The 21,164-nt window shown below is 44.9% G+C and carries 19 protein-coding genes; 15 read left to right on the top strand and 4 right to left on the bottom strand.

Annotated elements, in window-relative coordinates; all coding sequences use genetic code 11:
- Nucleotides 1-21 precede the first annotated feature (21 nt).
- The 6 genes from GF309_00265 to GF309_00240 all read left to right on the top strand — a co-directional run bounded on the left by GF309_00265 (nucleotide 22) and on the right by GF309_00240 (nucleotide 9,341).
- Nucleotides 22-3,090, top strand: coding sequence for a hypothetical protein (locus tag GF309_00265; protein MBD3157194.1), 3,069 nt, complete (start codon nucleotides 22-24; stop codon nucleotides 3,088-3,090).
- Between the two features lie 89 nt (nucleotides 3,091-3,179).
- Nucleotides 3,180-6,314: a hypothetical protein gene (locus tag GF309_00260; protein MBD3157193.1), complete on the top strand. Its 3,135-nt coding sequence runs from the start codon at nucleotides 3,180-3,182 to the stop codon at nucleotides 6,312-6,314.
- Nucleotides 6,315-6,447: 133 nt separating this feature from the next.
- A complete protein-coding gene (locus GF309_00255) occupies nucleotides 6,448-6,846 on the top strand; it encodes a hypothetical protein (GenBank protein MBD3157192.1) in 399 nt (132 codons plus the stop codon).
- Entirely contained in the window at nucleotides 6,834-7,142 is a 309-nt protein-coding gene (locus tag GF309_00250; protein MBD3157191.1) for a hypothetical protein, read from the top strand. The genes GF309_00255 and GF309_00250 overlap by 13 nt, the downstream gene beginning before the upstream one ends.
- A 135-nt stretch (nucleotides 7,143-7,277) precedes the next feature.
- Nucleotides 7,278-8,747: an MFS transporter gene (locus GF309_00245; protein ID MBD3157190.1), complete on the top strand. Its 1,470-nt coding sequence runs from the start codon at nucleotides 7,278-7,280 to the stop codon at nucleotides 8,745-8,747.
- A gap of 186 nt (nucleotides 8,748-8,933) precedes the next feature.
- Nucleotides 8,934-9,341 carry a DUF4440 domain-containing protein gene (locus tag GF309_00240; GenBank protein MBD3157189.1) on the top strand — a complete coding sequence of 136 codons (408 nt, stop codon included), beginning with the start codon at nucleotides 8,934-8,936 and terminating at the stop codon, nucleotides 9,339-9,341.
- Here GF309_00240 and GF309_00235 read toward each other — a convergent pair.
- A complete protein-coding gene (locus tag GF309_00235; protein ID MBD3157188.1) occupies nucleotides 9,330-10,124 on the bottom strand; it encodes an alpha/beta fold hydrolase in 795 nt (264 codons plus the stop codon). The genes GF309_00240 and GF309_00235 overlap by 12 nt on opposite strands.
- A 121-nt stretch (nucleotides 10,125-10,245) precedes the next feature.
- Between GF309_00235 and GF309_00230 the strand changes: the two genes are divergently transcribed.
- From GF309_00230 to GF309_00210, 5 genes are all read left to right on the top strand, one after another.
- Nucleotides 10,246-11,292 carry a BMP family ABC transporter substrate-binding protein gene (locus GF309_00230; protein ID MBD3157187.1) on the top strand — a complete coding sequence of 349 codons (1,047 nt, stop codon included), beginning with the start codon at nucleotides 10,246-10,248 and terminating at the stop codon, nucleotides 11,290-11,292.
- 190 nt (nucleotides 11,293-11,482) lie between these two features.
- Nucleotides 11,483-13,063, top strand: a complete 1,581-nt coding sequence (locus GF309_00225; GenBank protein ID MBD3157186.1) for an ATP-binding cassette domain-containing protein — start codon at nucleotides 11,483-11,485, stop codon at nucleotides 13,061-13,063.
- Nucleotides 13,064-14,551 (top strand): hypothetical protein, encoded by a 1,488-nt coding sequence (locus GF309_00220; protein MBD3157185.1) that lies wholly within the window; start codon nucleotides 13,064-13,066, stop codon nucleotides 14,549-14,551.
- A 4-nt stretch (nucleotides 14,552-14,555) separates the two neighbouring features.
- On the top strand, nucleotides 14,556-15,512 hold the full coding sequence (locus GF309_00215) for an ABC transporter permease (GenBank protein ID MBD3157184.1): 957 nt from the start codon (nucleotides 14,556-14,558) through the stop codon (nucleotides 15,510-15,512).
- Nucleotides 15,513-15,577: 65 nt separating this feature from the next.
- Entirely contained in the window at nucleotides 15,578-15,964 is a 387-nt protein-coding gene (locus GF309_00210) for a hypothetical protein (protein ID MBD3157183.1), read from the top strand.
- On the opposite strand, the gene GF309_00205 is transcribed toward GF309_00210, so the two are convergent.
- The 3 genes from GF309_00205 to GF309_00195 all read right to left on the bottom strand — a co-directional run bounded on the left by GF309_00205 (nucleotide 15,961) and on the right by GF309_00195 (nucleotide 17,400).
- Nucleotides 15,961-16,353: a hypothetical protein gene (locus GF309_00205; GenBank protein MBD3157182.1), complete on the bottom strand. Its 393-nt coding sequence runs from the start codon at nucleotides 16,351-16,353 to the stop codon at nucleotides 15,961-15,963. The genes GF309_00210 and GF309_00205 overlap by 4 nt on opposite strands.
- A 91-nt stretch (nucleotides 16,354-16,444) precedes the next feature.
- On the bottom strand, nucleotides 16,445-17,047 hold the full coding sequence (locus GF309_00200) for a hypothetical protein (protein ID MBD3157181.1): 603 nt from the start codon (nucleotides 17,045-17,047) through the stop codon (nucleotides 16,445-16,447).
- Nucleotides 17,044-17,400, bottom strand: a complete 357-nt coding sequence (locus GF309_00195; protein MBD3157180.1) for a hypothetical protein — start codon at nucleotides 17,398-17,400, stop codon at nucleotides 17,044-17,046. The genes GF309_00200 and GF309_00195 overlap by 4 nt, the downstream gene beginning before the upstream one ends.
- Nucleotides 17,401-17,696: 296 nt before the next feature.
- On the opposite strand from GF309_00195, the gene GF309_00190 reads away from it, so the two are divergent.
- The 4 genes from GF309_00190 to GF309_00175 form a co-directional block, all read left to right on the top strand.
- Nucleotides 17,697-18,194: a hypothetical protein gene (locus GF309_00190; protein ID MBD3157179.1), complete on the top strand. Its 498-nt coding sequence runs from the start codon at nucleotides 17,697-17,699 to the stop codon at nucleotides 18,192-18,194.
- A 12-nt stretch (nucleotides 18,195-18,206) separates the two neighbouring features.
- The gene (locus GF309_00185) at nucleotides 18,207-19,847 is read left to right on the top strand and encodes a DUF11 domain-containing protein (protein ID MBD3157178.1); all 1,641 of its coding nucleotides are present in this window, start codon (nucleotides 18,207-18,209) and stop codon (nucleotides 19,845-19,847) included.
- Nucleotides 19,848-19,874: 27 nt separating this feature from the next.
- Nucleotides 19,875-20,909, top strand: coding sequence for a hypothetical protein (locus tag GF309_00180; GenBank protein MBD3157177.1), 1,035 nt, complete (start codon nucleotides 19,875-19,877; stop codon nucleotides 20,907-20,909).
- 86 nt (nucleotides 20,910-20,995) lie between these two features.
- A partial coding sequence (locus tag GF309_00175; protein ID MBD3157176.1) for an FAD-dependent oxidoreductase occupies nucleotides 20,996-21,164 on the top strand: 169 nt, incomplete at its 3' end.

Raw genomic sequence — 21,164 nt, 5'->3', positions numbered from 1 at the left:
CTGCATATAGGTTGGAGTTTCATGAAGAAGAGGATGCTGTTTGGATTTGTATTTGCACTGATGCTTTTTCTGTCAATCCCAAATACGGGAACCAAAGAGATGTCTTCTGGAACATATGAACGCAATATTGTGCAACCTTCGTCCTATGATAAACATGGTCCGATTGTTATCTCTAGTAATCAAGATTTTACTGAACAAGGTTGGCCCGGGAGTGGCACTCTGGAAGATCCATATCTCATTGAGGGGTTGAATATCACGGCTGATTCTCCTAGCATTCAGATTTCTCACACGTCAGTCCATTTCGAAATAAGAAACTGTCTCATTTCTGGTATGGACGGGCAATCTGGACCTGGTGTCACTTTCTACCGAGTCGAACATGGCAATCTACATGATTGCATGATTGAAAATCACTCATCTGCTGCCTCTATTGTAGGTTGTGAAGACTGCAGCATAACCAATACCACAGCTGTGCAAAATTCATTCATCGGATTTGAGTTTCGGAGCGCGGAGAATTGCACAATCGAAAACAACATTGTTTCCGGCACAACTTCTTATGGCTTCTTTATTGAAGATTCCAAAGGATCTACATTTTCTAACAACACAGCTGTGAATAATTCCCGCTACGGCTTCTTTGTACTCTCAAAGAGGAGCTGCAATTTCTTCAATAACTCGCTTATTGGTTGCGGATTTCAACTTGAAGGGTGGCAGCTATCGTACATGATGCATTTCCTCTCAGGGAATATGATAAATGGAAAATCACTCAAGTATTGCAAGAATACACGAGACCTATTCGTAGATGCCAGTTCCTATGGGCAAGTCATTCTTGCGAACTGTTCCAACGTAACTGTCTCAAATGGTGTGTTTGTCAGCGGATCAGGAGGGTTAACAGCGGCATACTGCTCGAACTGTACAATTACAAACATCACAGCAAGCAGCAGCTACACGGGTTTCACACTCTTAGAATCGGAGGGCTGTGTATTGAATGGAAGCAGCGCTTCAAACACATACCATGGATTTGAATTGGATTCTTGTGACAATTGTACACTTATGAATAACATCGCGGCGGCTAATTCATGGGGTTTCGACATTGCAGATAGTGACAATACAACATTTGCAAACAATACAGCTTCAGAGAATTATGCTGGGTTCCATGTCTATTCTTCAGACAATAATGTCTTCACACAGAACAATATTGAAAGAAATACACGTGGTTTCCAGCTTCTCCAATCTGCTGACTGTACCCTTGTAAACAACACATTCGAGGATGATAGTCTTCTCGTTTCTGGATATGAGAAGAGACATTGGCGGCACGACGCGGGAGGGAATACCATTAATGAGAAGGATCTTGGCTACTTCTGGAACACAAACCACAGCAATATTGATGGTGCAGCATATGGACAACTCATTCTCGCTAATTGCAGCGGTTCTACTGTCGAGGGAGGAGTTTACGAAAACGTTGCAGCAGGCCTGCAAATTGCCTATTCAGTGAACTGTACACTATCCAATATCTCGGTCTATAATGCATCGCAATATAGTTACTTCGTGTTCTCTTCTCACAATTGTACAATTGCAGAAAGCGTCGCAATTAGTGGCAAGGGCGTTGGTTTCGGGTTACTACTATCTAGCTCCTGTGTACTCCAGAATAATACTGCGAACAATAATACGGACCAAGGTTTTGCTGTGTTTCTGGCTGAAGATTGCGCCCTCATAAACAACACAATATCCAACAGCTTGGAACAAGGCGTCTCTCTTATCTATTCTGACAACTGTACCCTGCGTGACAACACATTTCTAAATAATGCACTTCACATTAGTGGAGACCGCGTCAACTGGATTCATACGATGTCGGGGAACACCATCAACGGTGCGCGGTTGGGTTACTTCAAAGAAGTACAAAACATGGTACTCCATGCGGATCAATTTGGTCAGATAATTGCCGTCGACTGCAATGATGTAACGATAGAAGATGGAACTCTGGATAGGACATCTGGAGGCATTCTGCTCGCCTTCTGTGGACAATGTACCCTCAGGCAGATTACTGTAATAGGCAGTTCCTACTATGGTTTCTATCTGCAAGAATGTATCAGCTCTACATTATCCGACAATATTGCTCGCGACTGTTTGGCTGGCGGATTCTCGCTTCGAGGTGCAACTGGCATCGGACTGCAAAATAATCTCGCAGATTCAAATCCGGGAAATGGCTTCTATGTAAGGAGTTTGACTAGTTGTACCATTGCTGGCAATACGGCTAGTAACAACACTCTTGACGGCTTCAGAGCTGAAATCATCAATGATAGCACGTTGAACGATAATGAAGCTACCCATAATTCCCACGACGGGTTCGGTATAGCATATTCGGAAAACCTCTTGGTGACAAGGAATACAGCCTCAGAGAATCTCAAAGATGGGTTTCATCTACGCATTTCTGAGAGCAACATAACAAAAAATACAGCGAACCACAATGGGAAATATGGCATATTTCTGGATGAGCACAGTTATCATAACGTTCTCTTCTTGAATCGTATTGGCTTCAACACTGAAGCTGACGCTATGAATGATGGGAATGCAAACTCTTGGGATAATGGCGTTTTTGGTAACTACTACAGCAATTATGATGGTGGCGGATCATATTCGATACCTGGTACCGATTACAGTATCGATCGACATCCTTACGAGTACTACCATGACTATCCTGTGATAAACCATCCACCGGATATGTCATATCCCTCGAATACTACTGGTCACTCTATTATTTGGCAAGCATGGGACTGGGAACCTATGCATTTCAGTATCTTCAGGGGTCCTGAGATTGTTCTTGCAGGGATATCCACCTCTGGACGCATAACCCATAACATTGACCATGATTTATCACCTAGCACGTATAATTTTACTGTGCTTGTTCGCGATGGGGAGAATCATACAACTACAGATACAGTGTTTGTAACAGTGGAATGGCCCTCAGGATATACGCCTGGTGCTGCAAACTTGATAGATATGGAGCTCGTGTTGATTGTTGTTGGAGCTGTTTCTGCCGTAATAGTGGCAGCGGTGGTTGGTATGGAGTACTTGGAAAAGAGAAATCGTAAATAATGGATACTGATTCAAAACTACAAGACAGCGTCCTGAAAGATTTTTCTTATTTCAATCTCCTAATGTAATGCGTAAAGGTTGGAGTTTCCATGAAACGATTGACCGGATTATCATTTGTTTTGGGATTACTTCTAGTTATATCGACTCTAACTGCTCATATTTTCATAGTGAAAAGCGGGAAAACTCCTAGAAATCAGCGAATTTTGGCTATATCCGAGAATGATAATGAACGGATTCTGATAAACGACAACTCGGATTTCTCAGAACAAGGTTGGCCCGGAAGTGGCACTCTGGAAGATCCATATATCATTCAGGACTTGGTCATTAGTAGCGACTACACCTGCATCGAAATCCGGAACACTACAGCTTACTTCGAAATAAGGAACTGCACTATATCAGCAGATACTGAATCCCTCTCCAACGGAATCTACTTCTACAAGGTGGAGAATGGCATCATCCAAGATTGCCTGATTAGGGACCACGCTCGGGGTGTTTTCATAAGCTCTTCACGCGATTGCATTCTAATCAACAATACAGCGATAGGGAACTCAGAGGCAGGATTTCTACTATCATTCTGTGAGAACTGCCAGGTTATGCATAGTACCGCGAAAAGGAACTTGTTTGCAGGTTTCGATGCGCTGTACTGTCAGTACTGTTCTTTCACCGATAATACTGTAAGCCGCAACCTTGAATGCGGTATCTACTTAAAATCAGAGAATTGTGAAGTTATTAACAACACACTTGTTGACAATGATATTAGATTGGATGGCTCTCGTGTTTCATATTGGCTGCATGATATATCAGGAAACATACTCAACGGAAAACCTGTGAAATACTACAGAAGCATAAACAGTGAGGATATAGATGCGAGCTCCTATGGTGAGGTCATTCTAGCAGATTGTACCGATATCAGTGTTGCCGACGGAAACTTCTCTCAAGGTGGGGGAATTCAGCTTGGACATTGCTCTACCTGCGACTTGACGGGTAATACAATGTCCAATTCGAATCTAGCTTTCAAACTACAGGGTTGCACTTCTTGCGTAATAAGCGACAACATGATTACGAATAGCTCAAACAGGGGAGTATTCCTAAGTGATTGTGAACAATGCACATTGACTGATAATTCCGTGTCACATAGTAAATACGGATTTGATTTGAGATACACCGATGATACTGTAACGGAAAACAATGTGGCAAGCAAGAATGAAATCGGGTTTCATGTACGTGTGTGTCGAGATATTACGTTTACTGCAAACACCATTGCCGAGAATGAGAATGGGTTCATTCTAGCACAATCTTTTACTTGCGTTCTGGAAGACAATATCTTCATAGAAAACGGGCTATTACTAGCCGCATCTAACATGAACGAATGGATACACGAAATCAGAGGAAACACCGTAAATGGGAGAAGCCTTGGCTATTTCGTGGATTTGGAAGATTTTGTGTTGAATGGCAGGTTCTACGGACAGATTGTCCTTGTCAATTGTAGAAATGTCGTTGTGATGGATGCGATGTTTGTTAATGTTTCAATAGGAATTCAACTCGCATACTCTCCCGGGTGTAATCTAACCAATAACAATGTAACTCGCTCCACGTATGCTGCCTATCATCTATTCTACTCTGAGAATTGCATATTGAAGCACAATTACGCGACTTATACTTCAGGATATGGATTCTATTCGCGGGGTTCCCATTTTTGTACCTACATTAACAATACCGCAAATGGCAATACTGATCACGGTTTCTACTTGGACGATTCTGATTATCCTTGCTTAGATGATTGCACTATCGAGAACAATGGTGGGCATGGCATATTTGTGGATATGGTTGATGGATTTGAGCTGATTGATAACCGAATCACCGCTAATTCGAAGCAGGGAATCCATCTAGCATATTGTGCCAATGGTACTGTCAAAAATAATAGCCTCTTCGGAAACTCTCTTTCTATAGTTGGTAGTTTGAGAGAATGGGAGCAAGATGTAGCTGACAACACTGTCAATGGAAAGCCGTTGGGTTATTTCAGAGAGTTACGAAATGCAAAAATTGATGGCACCGATTTCGGTCAAATACTTCTTCTAAACTGCCATAATACAACAGTGAGTGATGCAGTCTTCAATGATTCCGGTAATGTTCAGCTTGCGTACTGTACAGATTGCACCGTAACTAATAGCACAGTTGCGGGAAGCTCATATTATGGATTCAGAATTGAAAAGTCACCAAATTCAACCCTCAAGGGCAATAGGGCGTTGAACTGCACATATGTGGGTTTCTTCGTTACGCATTCTCCGGACAGTACATTGACAGAAAACCATGCTATCTCAGGAGAATCAGGAGGATTCTTTCTTATTCTGTCTCGTAACTGTATCCTGAATGGAAACTTCGCGTTTGAAAACGGATATGATGGTTTTACAATCTATGAGGGTACGGGGTGCATCATAAGCCTCAACAATGCTTCTAGCAACTCCAATGCTGGATTCAGTATTCAATACTCGTATTCGTGTGATGTAATTCAGAATTTTGCTCGCAATAACTCGAAAGACGGATTCCTGCTGCATCTTAGAGAAGGTGTACTATCAAAGAACGTAGCTGCCTATAACCAGAGATATGGGATGAATCTAGAAGAAGGTAGTTCAAACAATCAGATCTACTTGAATCGCCTTGGGTTCAACACACACTCTGACGGATTCGATGATGGTGACTCGAACATCTGGGAAAAGGACAAACTTGGCAACTATTGGGCTGGTTATTCTGGGGGTATCTATTCCATAGAGGGAACGGCAGGGAGTATAGATGAACATCCATTCGACTTTCACCGGGCAAAGCCAGTCCTATCTCCCCAAAACGATGTAGAGTATTACTACAATACAACTGGACATTATCTGAATTGGATTGCTTGGGACTGGGACTGCAAATCATACAGAATCTTCTACGGGTATACACCTATTCTGTCCGGTTCATGGAATGGTTCATCCATTATTCTTGATATTAACGGACTTGATGTAGGGATTCACAGATATACGCTAATTGTATGTGATCAAGAAAACAACTTCGCGACAGACACTGTTGAGGTGGTTGTAAAGTATCCACCCGATATGACACCAGGCATCCTTCCTATGGGAACTTTGCGGTGGTTATTCCAAATCATGACTGTTTTGGCAGCAGTGACAGTGATATCCATACTCGCCATTGATTATTTTGAAGAAAAATATCCCGTAGAAGATTAGATTTCCAGTACAAGCCTGCCATTTCATATCAAATGGTAGAATCATACTATGGAAGAAATCAACAAAGATAACAATATCTGCCTGTTTGCTTGGCGCTGAAAGTTTTTTTGGTTACAAACACAATGCATAGTGTATGATGGATGGAGTTTCAGTAAATAAAGTGGCACTTGTTCTTCTCATCTTAGGACTGCTATTTCTAAATGATAGTGATAATCCTGTATCTAGGTCTGCAGCTCTGAGCAAAGCAGAACGCAAATCCCATTCTGTCTCATCTTACGTTGAACATGCATCTATCGTCGTAGAAAATGATTGTGATTTTGAAAAACAAGGTTTTGAAGGAAATGGAACCCCGAAAAATCCCTATCTACTTCAAGGACTGATGACCATCCCTTTGCCTTTAATCGGGAAGAACCGGTTGTTGAGCATCTGTATAATATCTCGTATTTCTGGAATACTACGGGGAATTCAATCATCTGGAATGCGTGGGACTGGGACGCCCATTCATTCAAAGTCTTCGGTATGCGTACACTGATCAAGGCTGGTTCTTGGTATGGATCTGCCATTACTTTTAATATTGATGGATTAGAAGTCGGTAGCTATAGATACACATTGATTCTGTATGATTCGGAAGGAAATACTGTCAAGGATACTGTTTGTGTCATCGTCAAATATCCTGAAGATACGCCGTTGGATCTCATCTTGCTTAGGGCATTGAGCAGGTTTCTTCCTTTGTTTGCGGCTGTTGCAGCAGCAACAGTGGTATCTATTCTTACCATTGAGTACTTCAAGAAGCGACAATATGGCGATTCAAGAATAGGCAGTTCCTAAAACTGTAAGAAATGGATTATATCAAGACTCGGCGCTCATCCAAGTTGAATTTCTTATTTATGATTTCACCTTGATATCTGCTTACAATATTTGTTGATTGTCAAAAAATCAGTAGAGATAATACTAGGAAGGGCAATGCATATGATACAATTGCATGTGCAATTTATACCCACTTGGTCGTGGGTAAGTATAGACTACCCGCTAGATGGAGTGTATCATATGAGTAATGAACAAACAACAAAAAAGGTGCCAACCGACCGAAAAGAACGGGTTGGCTGGTATCTCTACGATCTTGCCAATACGAGTTTCACAGTGTTGATAGTAACGGCCCTTTTCCCCCTATATTTCCGTCTTCTCGTTGGAAATGAAACGCTTGGAGACGCCATGTGGGGATATGCTGGAAGCATAACGATGATTGTCATAGCACTGAGCTCACCAGTGCTTGGAGCGATTGCTGACTTTGGAGGATCCAAGAAGAAATTCATGGGCTTCTATACAAGCATCTGCATCATATTTACAGCCATGATGATTTTCCTGCCGCCGATCCTTCCTACAGAGTCAGGACCTTTCAGTTTTCCACCTGTGCTGGGACTGGATATCTGGGTATGGGCATGGCTGATATTCATCATAGCAAATATTGGCTTTCAGGGCGCCCTGCCATTCTATAACGCGTGGTTGCCCGAAATTTCAACTGAAGAGAATATTGGCCGTATCGGTGGGTATGGATTTGCTGCTGGATATGTTGGTGCCATGGCTACAATTTTGATAGCGTTGGTTACGACCTTCGTCTATGGTCTCCCATACACCTATGCCTTCATTCTAAGTGCCCTGTTTTTCCTGGTCTTTTCTATTCCCAGCTTCATCATGCTGAAAAGCCGTCCAGCGAAGAAACTTCCTGGAGAAGAGGATATCGGAATTGCAAGAGTCGGTTTCAGAAGGGTGGCAAATACACTGAGACAGATACGAAACTACGAAGGACTTCCATTATTCCTTGTAGCCTACTTCTTATTCAGTGATGCAATAACGACAGTTATCTACTACGCAGCCATCTTCGGTGCTGCCGTCTATGCTTTCGATACAACAATGACGCTCGTTTTCTTCGCAGTAACGCAATTGGCAGCTATACCAGGTGCCTTCATTTTCGGTTCGATTGCTGATAGAATCGGTACGAAAAAAACGCTGATCTCTACCTTGTTCATCTGGATTGCAGCCTTATTGATAGCGTATTTGTTTGTCGGATTTGGTCAGACAATATGGTGGATTGTTGGCATGATTGCGGGTGTTGGCATGGGTTCATCACAAAGCACAGCACGCAGTATGTTTGGACAGTTCATTCCTGAGGAGAAAAAGACGGAGATGTATGGGTTCTATGCCCTCACCGGAAAATTCGCTGCTATACTGGGACCGTTTGTATACGGATCAGTGCTGCTCTTGGTGAATCCACAGCAGTTGCCATCACTTACAATAGAGGCACACATGGCTGCTATGCTGGTTATTCTTCTTTTCTTTGTTGTAGCAATACTGCTGTTACTGAAGGTAAGGCAACCAGTTAAAGGAGAAGCGGAAGTTTATCTGGAGGATGATATTCCGTTTGCCGTAGAATAGAAGCCACTAGAGGAGGGGCAAGTACCCCTCCACTCCTTTTTCTTCAGTTTCAGCCATGGAATCAACTACTCGGATTCTTTACAGGAATCAAATCTGTCTCGTCGTTAGTTACCTTTATCACTACATAGCCGTAGAAAACGACTCGATTGAGCATCGAATAAAGCCAGGAAATAGGATGTAAACTGTATGACAAAAGACGACCTCTTTGAATTCTGTGAAGAGTGGCTTTCGACATGGACTGGAAACCAACCAGAGAAGCTGATTGAATTCTACGCTGAGGATGCTCAGTATATGGATCCAAAACATCGACAGGGTCTGCAGGGCCGAGATGAGATTCTGGAATATTTTAGGAAGTTATTGCGGAAGTACCACGATTGGGTATGGACCCCGATTGAAGTCTTCCCGATTGAACGCGGATTTATTGTTAAATGGGAATGCGAAATCCATGTGGGTGCTGAGGAATTGACTGAAATGGGGGTCGACATTGTTGAGTTGGAAGAGGGTAAGATAACGCGAAACGAAGTCTATTTCGATAGAACCCGGATGATGCGCGCAGTCGAGATGGAACGAAAGAGGCAGAAATTAATCAGATAGATTTAGTATTCTTTCAGTCCACTGCATTACCATGCTGTTCAATTCGCTTGGTTGCTCAACCATAACACCGTGGCCGGCATTATCAATAACATGAAATTCTGAGTTGGGGATATTTTCATGCAGGTACTTCGCGTATTTTGGTGGAGTCATGAGGTCATCTGCTCCAACGAGAATGAGCGTAGGTAAATCGATTTGACTTACTTCGTTCATGATATCGAAGTTGTTGCACATCTCAAAGTCCCGTCTGATGACGCTTCTGGGGCATTGGCGGATCTCCTTCAGAGAAGCTTGAATCACTTCATCATCAGTCTCTTTGCTGAACATGAATTGTTCGACGAGTTCTAGGTATTTGTCCATGCCCGAGTCGATGGCATCAAACACATTTGGGTGGACTTTGAGCTTGGCACCAGTGCCAATGAGTACTAGACCTGAAATTTCGTCTGGGTATTTCAGTGCGTACAATTGGGCGAGTGCACCCCCCATGGAATGCCCAGCCAGAATTGGTTTCTGATACTCGCGGACAATCCTCTTGATATCCTCCAGGTAGGTACCATCTACGTCTTCTGGTTCTCGATCTGGTGTATCTCCATGCCCGTTCAATTCCAGAGCAACAACACGCAACCTGTCTGATAAACCTCGGAGTTGCATCATCCATGTGCCTGCTGAGCCTCCAGCACCATGAACAAACACGATTGTGGAGGTTTCGTCTTCTCCACGAACTAGCTTTGCAACCGTCATGGTTGGTTGGGTAACAAACATGCCTATCAGTTTTGTGAAAATCAATTTGGTGACGTTCCAATTCTAGGCACTATCCTTTTTAGGGTGGTTGAGCAAACACTAGCAAAGGGAGCCTCGGTGAGAGGCACTTTCAATACACGCTAATGAACGCGAAGGAGAGTAGAAAATGAATAAACAAACAACAGCCATAGTCGTTATCATTGTGCTAGTTGTGGCTATAGGTGCTGGAATTGTATTCCTTGGACCTATGCTCTTCCCTGCACCCACCAATGTTGCCATTGTTTTCGCGACAGGTGGATTAGGCGACAAGTCGTTCAACGACGCCGCCTATGAGGGAGCTCAACGAGCCAAGACCGAGTTAGGCTGGGATTTCACGTACGTCGAACCGACTGAGATTTCAGAGTACGAAGGCTATCTCCGGGATTATGCAAATCCTGAATCCGGAGAAACCTACGAGCTGATTATATCCATCGGATTCGATCAAGCAGAAGCCTTGAACAAAACGGCCAAAGACTACCCGAACCAACGTTTTGCTATAGTTGATATGGTAGTAGACCAGCCCAATGTGTCGAGCCTTATTTTCTCGGCAAGCGAGGGATCAGCTCTTGTTGGTGCAATAGCAGGAATGTACACAGAAACCAACCATATTGGTTTTCTGGGTGGGATGGATATCCCTCTAATTAATGAGTTTGCTGCTGGATACCTATGGGGCGCAAACTACACCAATGAAGGCATAGACTACTCAGTCAATTATGTTGGTGAGTGGGCAAACCCCACAGCGGGTCAGAGCTTAGCAAACGGAATGTACACTGATGGCGCTGACATTATTTTTGCTGCAGCTGGTCAGTCTGGATTAGGTGCTTTTACGGCAGCCAAGAATAACGGGACCGATCACGACACCTATGTTATTGGTGTTGATAGCCCCCAGATGTATCTGGGATGTGAAGATCCAGAGAACCCTGAACCACCAACTGCCTGTATCACGTCGATGCTGAAGCGGGTAGATGTCGCTGTATTTGAGACAATCGAGGACGTCTATAACGATGAGTTCCAGCCTGGAATTCGTGTCTGGAATCTTGCTAATGGTGGAGTTGGTTACGAAACCAATGAAGACTTGTTAACGCTACCAGACGACATCATAACCACGGTTGAGGACCTTAAGCAGAAAATCATTGACGGCAACGTCACTGTACCAACAAGCAAGTACTGGTAATCTAGTGTAAGAACGGATTGAGAGGCGTCAGCCTCTCTTATCTCTTTTTTTTTCGCATCTTCCTATATTTTGTAGATAGCCAGTATATGTTCTCTCTAACCCGTAGCATTAAATACCATTTGTGATAGCGACACAAACAAACGGGACGCTTTCAGACAGCAATCCACCTTATGCAAAGGAGGAAATAACCATTTACGCGATTGAGCTTGAGAACATCAGCAAGACGTTCCCTGGCGGTGTGGAGGCAAACAAGGATATTACACTGCGCATCGAAGAAGGCGAAGTACACGGCCTGCTAGGAGAAAACGGAGCTGGCAAAACCACTCTGATGAATATTCTATATGGATTGCTTTCCAAGGATAGTGGAACAATCAAAATACGTGGAGAAGAAGTCGACCTAGAATCACCTAACGGAGCTATAGCCCGAGGTGTGGGAATGGTGCATCAACACTTCAAGCTCATTCCGCCTCTCACAGTTGTTGAGAATGTTATTCTCGGCCTAGAACCAACCATTGCCAAGTTCAAATCGTTTGAAAGCAGACTTGGGCAAGACGCAGGGCTACTTATGCCCACGGACATAGACAAAGCCGCAGAGAGAATCAAAGAAATTGCACTGGAGAATGGCATGAAGATTGATCCCTTCGCTAAAATTCAAGATTTGTCCGTTGGCCTGAGACAACGAGTTGAGATTCTAAAAACGCTTTATCGGAATGCGGAAATCCTGATACTAGATGAACCGACTTCCGTGCTTACACCGCAGGAAGTTGACGACCTTTTTGTTACTCTTGATAAATTCAAAGAGCAAGGCAGAACCATTATTCTCATCACACACAAACTGAGAGAGCCTATGGTTCTTTGTGACAGAATAACTGTTCTCCGAGAGGGGAAGCTAGTGGGAACTGTAGATAAGGATGATACGAGTCCAAAAGAACTTGCAAAAATGATGGTCGGACGACCTGTTGTATTCAGAATCGAGAAGGAGGAAGCACACCCAGGAAAAGAAATACTTCGAGTTGAGAATCTCAGAGTGACAGATACCCGCGGTCTTGTTGCGGTTGATGGTGTGAATCTGAGTGTACGTGAGGGTGAAATTCTGGGAATTGCGGGAGTCGAAGGAAATGGACAAACCGAACTCGTTGAGGCGATTGCTGGCATCAGGAAAGTCGACGATGGTAGAGTTTTCGTCGATGGAAATGAAATCACGAACTTTGATGCAAGAAAGGTCCGCGAGACGGGAGTATGTCACATCCCCGAGGATCGACACAGAAAGGGCTTGGTTCTAGATTTCACGGTGCGGGATAATATAGCTCTTGGCAGGCATTACTATGCGCCTTTTGCTACTGGCCCGAATGATTCCCTGCTGAATATGCAACAGCTTTCTTCGCTTTCTAGTGATCTTGTTGATGAATACTCAATTATGGTTTCTTCAATCAATGCGCCGACGAGAACCCTATCTGGAGGTAATCAGCAAAAAGTCATAGTTGCACGGGAATTGGCCTACAAGCCAAAGCTCGTGTTGGCAGCTCAACCTACCCGAGGGCTTGATGTAGGAGCAACTGAATTCATACGAAACACTCTGATCGACATGCGAGATAAGGGAGCAGCTATTTTATTGATATCAGCAGAGCTCGATGAAATCACCAACTTGGCTGGAAGAATTGCTGTGATTCATGAGGGTAAAATAGTTGCGAAAGTCAGACCCGAAGAGACTACATATGAAGAGCTAGGCTTGCTCATGGCAGGACATGAAGAACGCGTAAAAGGGGTATAGATGATGAACGATGAAGAAACCAGCATAAGCAGTTCTGGAGAAGGAGAACCAATGGAAGGAACGCCAATAGATGCTATTGTTGAAGGGATCGAAAGCAAGATTTCCAGCCCAGAGTTCCAGAAGACTGTCATTTCCACAGTAGGGTCAATCGTCCTTGCGATGCTTATCGCTGCCCTTATCATGATAATGACCGGTTACAATCCCCTTCTTGCCTACGTCGCGTTATTGAGAGCCGCTATGGTCCAGTGGGCACAGGTATTATTCAATGCCACCCCGCTCATCTTCACGGGGTTATCAGTAGCTTTCGCTTTCAAATGCGGGCTATTCAATATTGGTCCCGAGGGTCAGGTTTACGTGGGTTCATTGGCTGCAACTGTCACCGGTTATGCAATTAGCCTACCAGTAGTTATTCATCCAATCGCAGCGCTTGCAGTAGGGGCCTTTGTTGGGGGTTTGTGGGGATTTTTGCCGGGTCTCCTCCGGGCTTATAGAGGAGCTCATGAAGTGGTTACAACGATGATGCTCAGCTATACTGCTATTCTACTTACGCATTGGTTGGTTGCTGGCCCGTTTTTGGAACCTGGAAATGAGTACATTCTTCAAACCCCGTTAATCAATGAGACTGCCGAGCTTCCGTTTCTTTTGGGAAATTTCCTGAGTTGGGCCTTCATTGTTGCTATTCTCTCTGTTGTGGGGGTGGATATTCTGATAAACAGAACAGTTCTAGGGTATGAAATGAGGGCAGTGGGATCGAACTTGGAAGCAGCTGAATATGCTGGTATTAATGCAAAGGCCAAGATGGCTCTCTCCCTGGCTATCGCTGGCGCTCTCTCGGGATTAGCGGGTGCCGGGCAAATTCTGGGATATCATCATCGATTCATTGATGGATGGTCTTCCGGACTCGGATGGGACGGCATAACTGTAGCTGTACTAGGGGCAAATAACCCGTGGGGTGTTCTCATGGGCGCACTATTCTTCGGAGCTTTGAATGTTGGTGGTAGGAGCATGCAAAGGCTTGCAGGAGTCCCAAGCGAAATGGTCAGCCTTATTCAAGGACTTATAGTCGTCTTTGTAGCTGCGCCAAGAATAATGGATTGGCTTGCTGATAGAGGCATCGAACAAGCAAAATGGATGAAAGAAAAACCAAAAATGGGTATGCCGCATTTCTTCGCTATTGCCATTACTTCGGTTGCTTCTCTGATTGGTTTTACTCTTGTCGGATCATACGGAGCGGTTCATTTTGCTGCTTCTGGACTTGTTATGGCTGCTGCTGGAATTGGAGTTTCAGGGGCCATACTTATGCTTACTAACAAGATGCTTGGGCTCAAAATCGGAATTGTGTCAGGTTTATTCTGGCTATCGGTTGGGGCTGTAGGTTTGGTAGTAGGCGATTTTGCTATGGTTCTAATGTCCTTGATTCTTGGTGGCTTGACCATGGTTTTCGATTTGATATCATACTATCTGATAAAATCAGAGGGGGAGGCCTGATAGAATGCAACTTGGTGACTTTACAATTCTGATTCTCGGATGGTTGATCAAAGCCACACTACAGATGGGTACTCCGTTAGTTCTCACCGCACTGGGAGGTATGTTCTCAGAGAGGTCTGGCGTTGTTAACATTGGACTTGAGGGAATGATGCTTACGGGCGCATTTACTGGAGCGGTTGCCAGCCACTACTCTGGAAATCCTTGGCTGGGTATTCTGATTGGAATAATAGGCGGTGCAGCCCTCGGATTGCTCCATGCCATCATATGTGTAAAGTTCAAAGGAAATCAAATCGTCAGCGGCACGGGCCTAATACTCATAGGCTTCGGACTTAGCACTCTAGGCTTACAAGTCGTTTGGGGAAGAAAGGGGCGATCCGATGAAGTACCCGGTATTACTCCGGTGGAATTACCCTTCATTAAGGACATACCTGGCATAGGAACTGCAATCGGTAATCTATCGCCCATTATCTACTTGATGTTTGTGATTGTTGTGATTTCTTGGTATGTGCTCTACAAGACTCCTTTTGGACTTCGAATCAGAGCTTCAGGAGAAGATCCCAGCACCCTCGATACAGCAGGCGTGGATGTCGAATGGGTTCGAATAGTAGCTGTAGTTATCAGTGGTTGCTTGGCTGGACTAGCTGGTGCATATCTGTCTTTAGGATTCGAAAACGCTTTCGCAAAGAACATGACCAGTGGGAGAGGATTTATCGCATTGGCTGCCATGATTTTTGGGAACTGGACACCCATCGGTTGTTTCCTTGCAGGGATGTTCTTCGGCTTCCTTGATGGGCTTCAATACGCCCTGCAGATAACCCTCGGTGTAGAAGTTGTCTCGCAGTATCTTAGCTTCATACAGATGGTTCCCTATGTTCTAGTTATTGTAGCATTGGCAGGCATACGAAAAGCTGTTCCGCCGGCCGCTGTTGGTGAACCATACGAGAAGGAGGCGCGTGCGTAGAAGTGTCACGGCTGCACAATCAAACCCCCCTATTCCTGTGCATAATCGGGGGTGCTCTGATAGTCTTGTCAGGGTCTAGCGGTACTATTGGCTTCATCGGAGGCTTAGCAGGGGGTTGGGAGGAGCTGCTGGGACCGAATGGATCCCTTACTCTCGAAATAATGGCGGGACTTCTTGCAATATTTACGGTAATTGGTGGAGTCGGAATAATCGCCACGGGTTTTGTTTTGACTACGAAGCATGTCCGTGAGGCTAGAACGGCTATTGCCTTCTTCATTGCCATGACGATATCTGGCTTGGTCGTAACTCTGGCAAATCTAACACTGTCCGGACGATTCACAATGGGGCTCATGTTTCAGTTCATGCAATCTTTGGGATGGTTGGGAGCAATACTAGCAGTGGTTGCCCGAACAATTGCTGAACAGAAACCTATTCTTTCACCGTCAAATTAGATACTGAATATCGAAGTTGTACTTTCTATGCTCTTTGCAGCGCGCTGACATTCCTTCAAGATGCTGGTCTTATCTACATCCATGGGAACGAATACCGCCACATACCAAGTACCCCTTCCAGTTCCGCATATTATTGATGTAGCTCCTGATGGATTGATTCCCACGAAACTGTTTTTGTCTCTAAGTGCAGTCACGAAATTAAGGTGTTTTATTGTGAACTCCTTCTGATTCTGTTGCCAAACTTGTAGCAATCTGGATGCATCAGATCCTAATTGCATGTTCTCTGTTTGAAAAGCGATTCTTCCTTCAGACGTGAAGACGCATGCTCCGCGTATCGAAGGATAGTTACTCTGAATAATCCGAATGGTTCTTTTTATTGTATTGACCACAGAAATGCGCCCAAGCAGTTGAAGTCTATAGGCAATAATAGAAGTTTTCTCGTTTAGAGTTCTATCTTGCGCGTCTTGCCAGCCAAACTCTCTAGGAAGGTAGACATCGAGCCATTTTGATTGCTTTGGCGAAGAGAAGCGTTCTCAAGTGTAGTTCGTCATTGGTGATGCTAGCTCTGAGGTGATTATTGTCTACCGAGAATCCATGCCGCAAAGCAATGCTCTCCAAGCGTGGTGAAATGATTTCGGAGCTTACTAATTCGTAGCTGAACCACTCTTCAGGACCTTCACCGCGGATTCTGCATTGAACTTGGATATCAATATCATCCAAAGTAAGATTGAACTTCTTGCCAATGCTGTGTTTGATTTCGGTCCGTCTCCCAAAAATGCCGTGCAATACCGCTTCAGTATAGTCAACGGCTGGTGCTGGAAGGAAAGCCCATGACCAGAACGCATAGCCGAAGAACAGAAGCGCACAAGCTAGGATAAAACCGACAGTATTGTAGGAGACCACGACTTCGAAACCTTGGGCCCACCCTGGTGGAATCCAGTCTGGTGGTTGCGTATCAAAGCCGTATATACCCGTGCTATAGAACAAATAGAGCGTGACCGAGAAGACAACGATTGATGCTGCCAGTGCAAGACGTTGTCTGTCTATATAGAGGCCCCGTGCTTGTTCAAGGAGTCTATTCATGAGTCTTCCTCCAGCGAGTTGAGGTACAGCTCTTGCGCTTTCTGCCCATACTCTCTGCACATCTTGACCAGCACCTCTAGAAGAGGATGCTCGTTGTTGATTCGAATGGCGTAGAGCCTGGGCGTCAACTCATCAATCATGATTAGCTCGTCCTCTTGGAGACGATCTAGGACGCCTCGATAGAGGCTCCTCGATTTTCCGCTATAACCGATGAGTCGGCTGAGCTGAACACCACTTACACTCCGCGGATAGATGTGGGCCAGTGCCAAGAGTATTGCCCGCTTTGTCTGGTTCAACGAAGACATCAGTTGGATGACTTCGTATGCGGACTGAAGCATTTCCTCATTATCCATCAGTGATTTATCCCTCTATCTACTTGCTTGTGCACCGGAGTACACATTGTTTTGGTGGAATCTGTAGATGTAGTTGCACATATACGATGCTAGATTCCACACATAGTGTTCGGATATGTGTAGTTCCACCTATTTTTATTTTCGCACAGGAGACCAGCACCAAAGTGTTAATAGACCGAACGCTAGAGGTATGTTAGAACATAATATCGAGGAGGATTATTACGATTAGCACATTCGGATCGAAGTACTTCGGTTGGCTTGCCGCGCTAGGCATTGTTCTTGCTGTAGGTTGGTTTATGCTTCCCGAAGGCTACAATACAATTGTGCTATGGCTTGCTCCCCAGCTTGGAAACTACATTCGGCCTTTATTGGTCATGGTGAATATATTGCTCGTTAATCCGCTTAACAACATCACCATGGTTGCCGTATGGGCTGGAGCTGGTTTTATTGGAGGCGTCATGGCAGGTACAAAGAAGGGATCTTTTGTTGTTGGAATAGTTACATGGTTGAGCTGTGTACTCATTGCTGTCTTCTGTGCGTATCAGCTATTCATGTCTGGAATAGAACTGGGAACACTTCCGCCAATTCCTCAGGGCACATCAATAACTGATGTTCTGAGCGTACCCCTTGTTCAGTCAGCTATTGATGAGATTATTCCTATGATAGCAGCGAGCGGTGGCTCAGGGCCAGATATTTCTAACATTTTAACGCCATTGCTGATTTGGCTATTCACACCGATAGTTACTGTCATTGTGGCGGGAATTATCGGAGCCATAGTAAGACCAAAGGAGTGAGCGTGATAAAAGATGAGAGTAGAACGTAAAATCATAACTATTAGTTTCATAGTAGCGTTTCTGGTTATTCCATCAGTAGTCGCAGCAGCCAGCACGTCGCCGGCTTTCGCTCCGGCTCAAAACCCAGAAGATATCATTGGTGAGCTTCTAGGCGAAGGAGCTGAAATCTTGCTAAGCAGCATTGATGAGGAAGGAGCACCTCGCCTTGTCTATGGACAGCTTGGCCTTCCATCAGATGCGCTTGCCATTGAAGATGACATGTATGACGGTTGCCTTGCTGTTGCTATGGTTGCAACAAAGGGTGAATTCTTGAATTATGTCTTCGACCTTATCGGTTTTTCAGAAATGACCGGTGGGGGAGGCAATGGGGATGGGTTGACTCCTTCGCAATTCAATGGGGGTTTCGATCCTGGTCAGATAACTGATTTACTCGGTGACGAATTCACTTTGATGTTCGCGGCATACGTGAATCTTGACGATTCGGTAGCTCAAAGCCGTATGAACGCGGTTCGTAACCACCTGTCCAGTCCAGATGGATTTGGATTTAATTTCGCTGAGCTTCTCAATCTCAGAATAGACGAATCTACGTTCCCAGAAGAAGAGAATGTTACCTTGCCATTCGATTCAATCAACGTGTTTTTGGATCAGGTATCAAACCCCTTCGATGATGCGGTTTCAGCTGTATTGGATGGTCTATCTAATGAGGGACTGCTGGGTTCAATTGACCAATCGGTCTTTACTGATGTGCGAGGTTCTGCTGCTGGGATGTTAGCTATCCCAGATATCGGAGAGCTGGTGAGTCTTTTCGAAGGTGCATCTCAGCCCACCACTCTACCAGAGTTTGCAATAGCCCAAAATCCCTTCGGGAATGTCACAGGGCCAATCGCTATTGCTGCAGCAGGTTATGTTGGTGAGCAACAGATTGTACTTGGAGATACGGAACTAAGATTATCAAGTCTCGTTGGATCTCCTGACGATTTCAGCCCACTTCCAGAAGGGCTTTCAGTCGTTGTAGCCAACATGCCAACGACGAGCAATATCACGGGTTTCAGTCCTAATGTTGCCGGTATGAGTATGTACGACAACACCTCCCAGACCGTGATGTGGAATGCTACCGGCATTGGAACAGTCTCTGATTACGTCCTCAATTTTGAGAGTGACGACTTCCCGCCTAATGTGACGATTTCGAGGAGCTTTAGCCCTCGGTCGGTTGCAGTTGGCGGTACGACCACGGTTACAGTTACTGTGACCAACAATGGAGAGCAACCAATCACCAATATCACAGTAGATGACTCCGGTCTAGCAAGCTACTATGGCTCAGTCAGCGTGGATGGCAACACACAGACATCTGTAGCCTCAATTCAACCGGGAGATAGCAGCACGATGCAGTATACCGTCACGTTCCCAAACGAGGGGAGTTACTCCTTCACTGGTGCCTCTGTAATGTATGAGTATGATGGGGCTCTCTACGAAAAGGACACCGACCGCCAGAGTGTTGTGGTTCGATCAGATATTGGGTCTCTGTTCTCGCAGGGATTGATGGATGGTTGGCCGTACACAGCGATCGCACTTGGCGTAGTTGGATTGGGTGCTGTTTTCAACATAGTGAGACTCGTTCGCGGAAAAGGCGGCGGAGACACGTACGAAATATAGAATGCATGAGATGGTCCTCAGGTTAGCATGAGGGCCATATTCTTTCTTTTTTTTTTTGGAACACCTCATTCAGCATGTTTATGTGAAAGCAGCCAATGGTGTATTCCGGTGAAAATCATGGCGCTCAGAGACAGATTGAATGGATATCTGAAGCTACCTGAAGCATTCTGGGGGATTCCACCTCCCACTTCCGGAGAGCCTGATGTTGGTATCCTTGGCGTTCCACATGATTTGACCTCCAGTTACCTGCCTGGCTGCAGGTTTGCCCCTCGGGAGATTCGGAAGGTAACGACAAGCCGCTGGACGCACAGCTATCCCCTCACAGTTGGATATGATGAATTCAAAGAGTTTGAACCACTTACTGACATGCTAACTTTGGAGGACATAGGAGACCTAGAAATCGAATTACGACAGCCAGAACAGGCAATGTACGATATGGCGGGTGCCGCAGAGCGCCTTGCATCTTCATCCAGCCATCTTTATTTCATAGGCGGCGATCATTACATCACTTATCCTCTAATCAAAGGCCTCGAGAAAGGTACTGGCGGAAATTATGGTATTGTCTACTTGGATGCTCACGCAGACTTTAATCCGGACTATGGTGGGTATCAGCTATCTCATGCTACGACACTTCGCAGAATTCTTGAAGATGATATCGTAGACAAGCAGGATATCCTTGCCCATGATCTGAGGACAGCTCCACCTGAACACAGAAAGGAGCTTGCTGGTGGAGAAGATGTACCGATCCATACCCTAGAGAGCTTCTCGGAAACAATTCGGGAGATTGCTGATAGAACGGATTACATCTACGTTTCGATTGACATTGATGTTTTGAAACCTGATGTAGCACCGGGGATAAGTCACCCAGAAGCAGGGGGCCTAGAATTGGTAGAATTGCTTCAATTCATTCGGGCTTGCTTTGAGTCCAACAAGGTAAAGTATGTTGATCTAGTTGAGCTGAATCCGATGAGGGACCCAAACAGTATTGCTGCTGTTGCTGGCCGAGAAATAACGAAGGAAGTTCTTACAGGATTTGCCTATCATAAGTGGCAGTCTGAATAAAGCGTAACCCTTAATGCCTTTCTTCTTCCGGGGTGCCGTGTCATCCTAACGGATACAATCACCTCAAAATACCGGAGTTATACTACATGTCAGATTACGAAGTCATTGTCGCTGGAGCGGGAACTGCGGGTTGTACAGCAGCTTATACTCTTGCAAAGAAAGGACACTCAGTTCTTCTTTTGGACCGCAAAGAGCGACATCTCATTGGGAAGAAGACCTGCGGTGATGCGCTGGGATATCACCATATCAACGAGC

The sequence above is a fragment of the Candidatus Lokiarchaeota archaeon genome (genome assembly GCA_014730275.1).
Classification (GTDB): domain Archaea; phylum Asgardarchaeota; class Thorarchaeia; order Thorarchaeales; family Thorarchaeaceae; genus WJIL01.
Note: the sequence above shows the minus strand (reverse complement) of the source record. Positions and strands in the feature narration are given on the sequence as shown.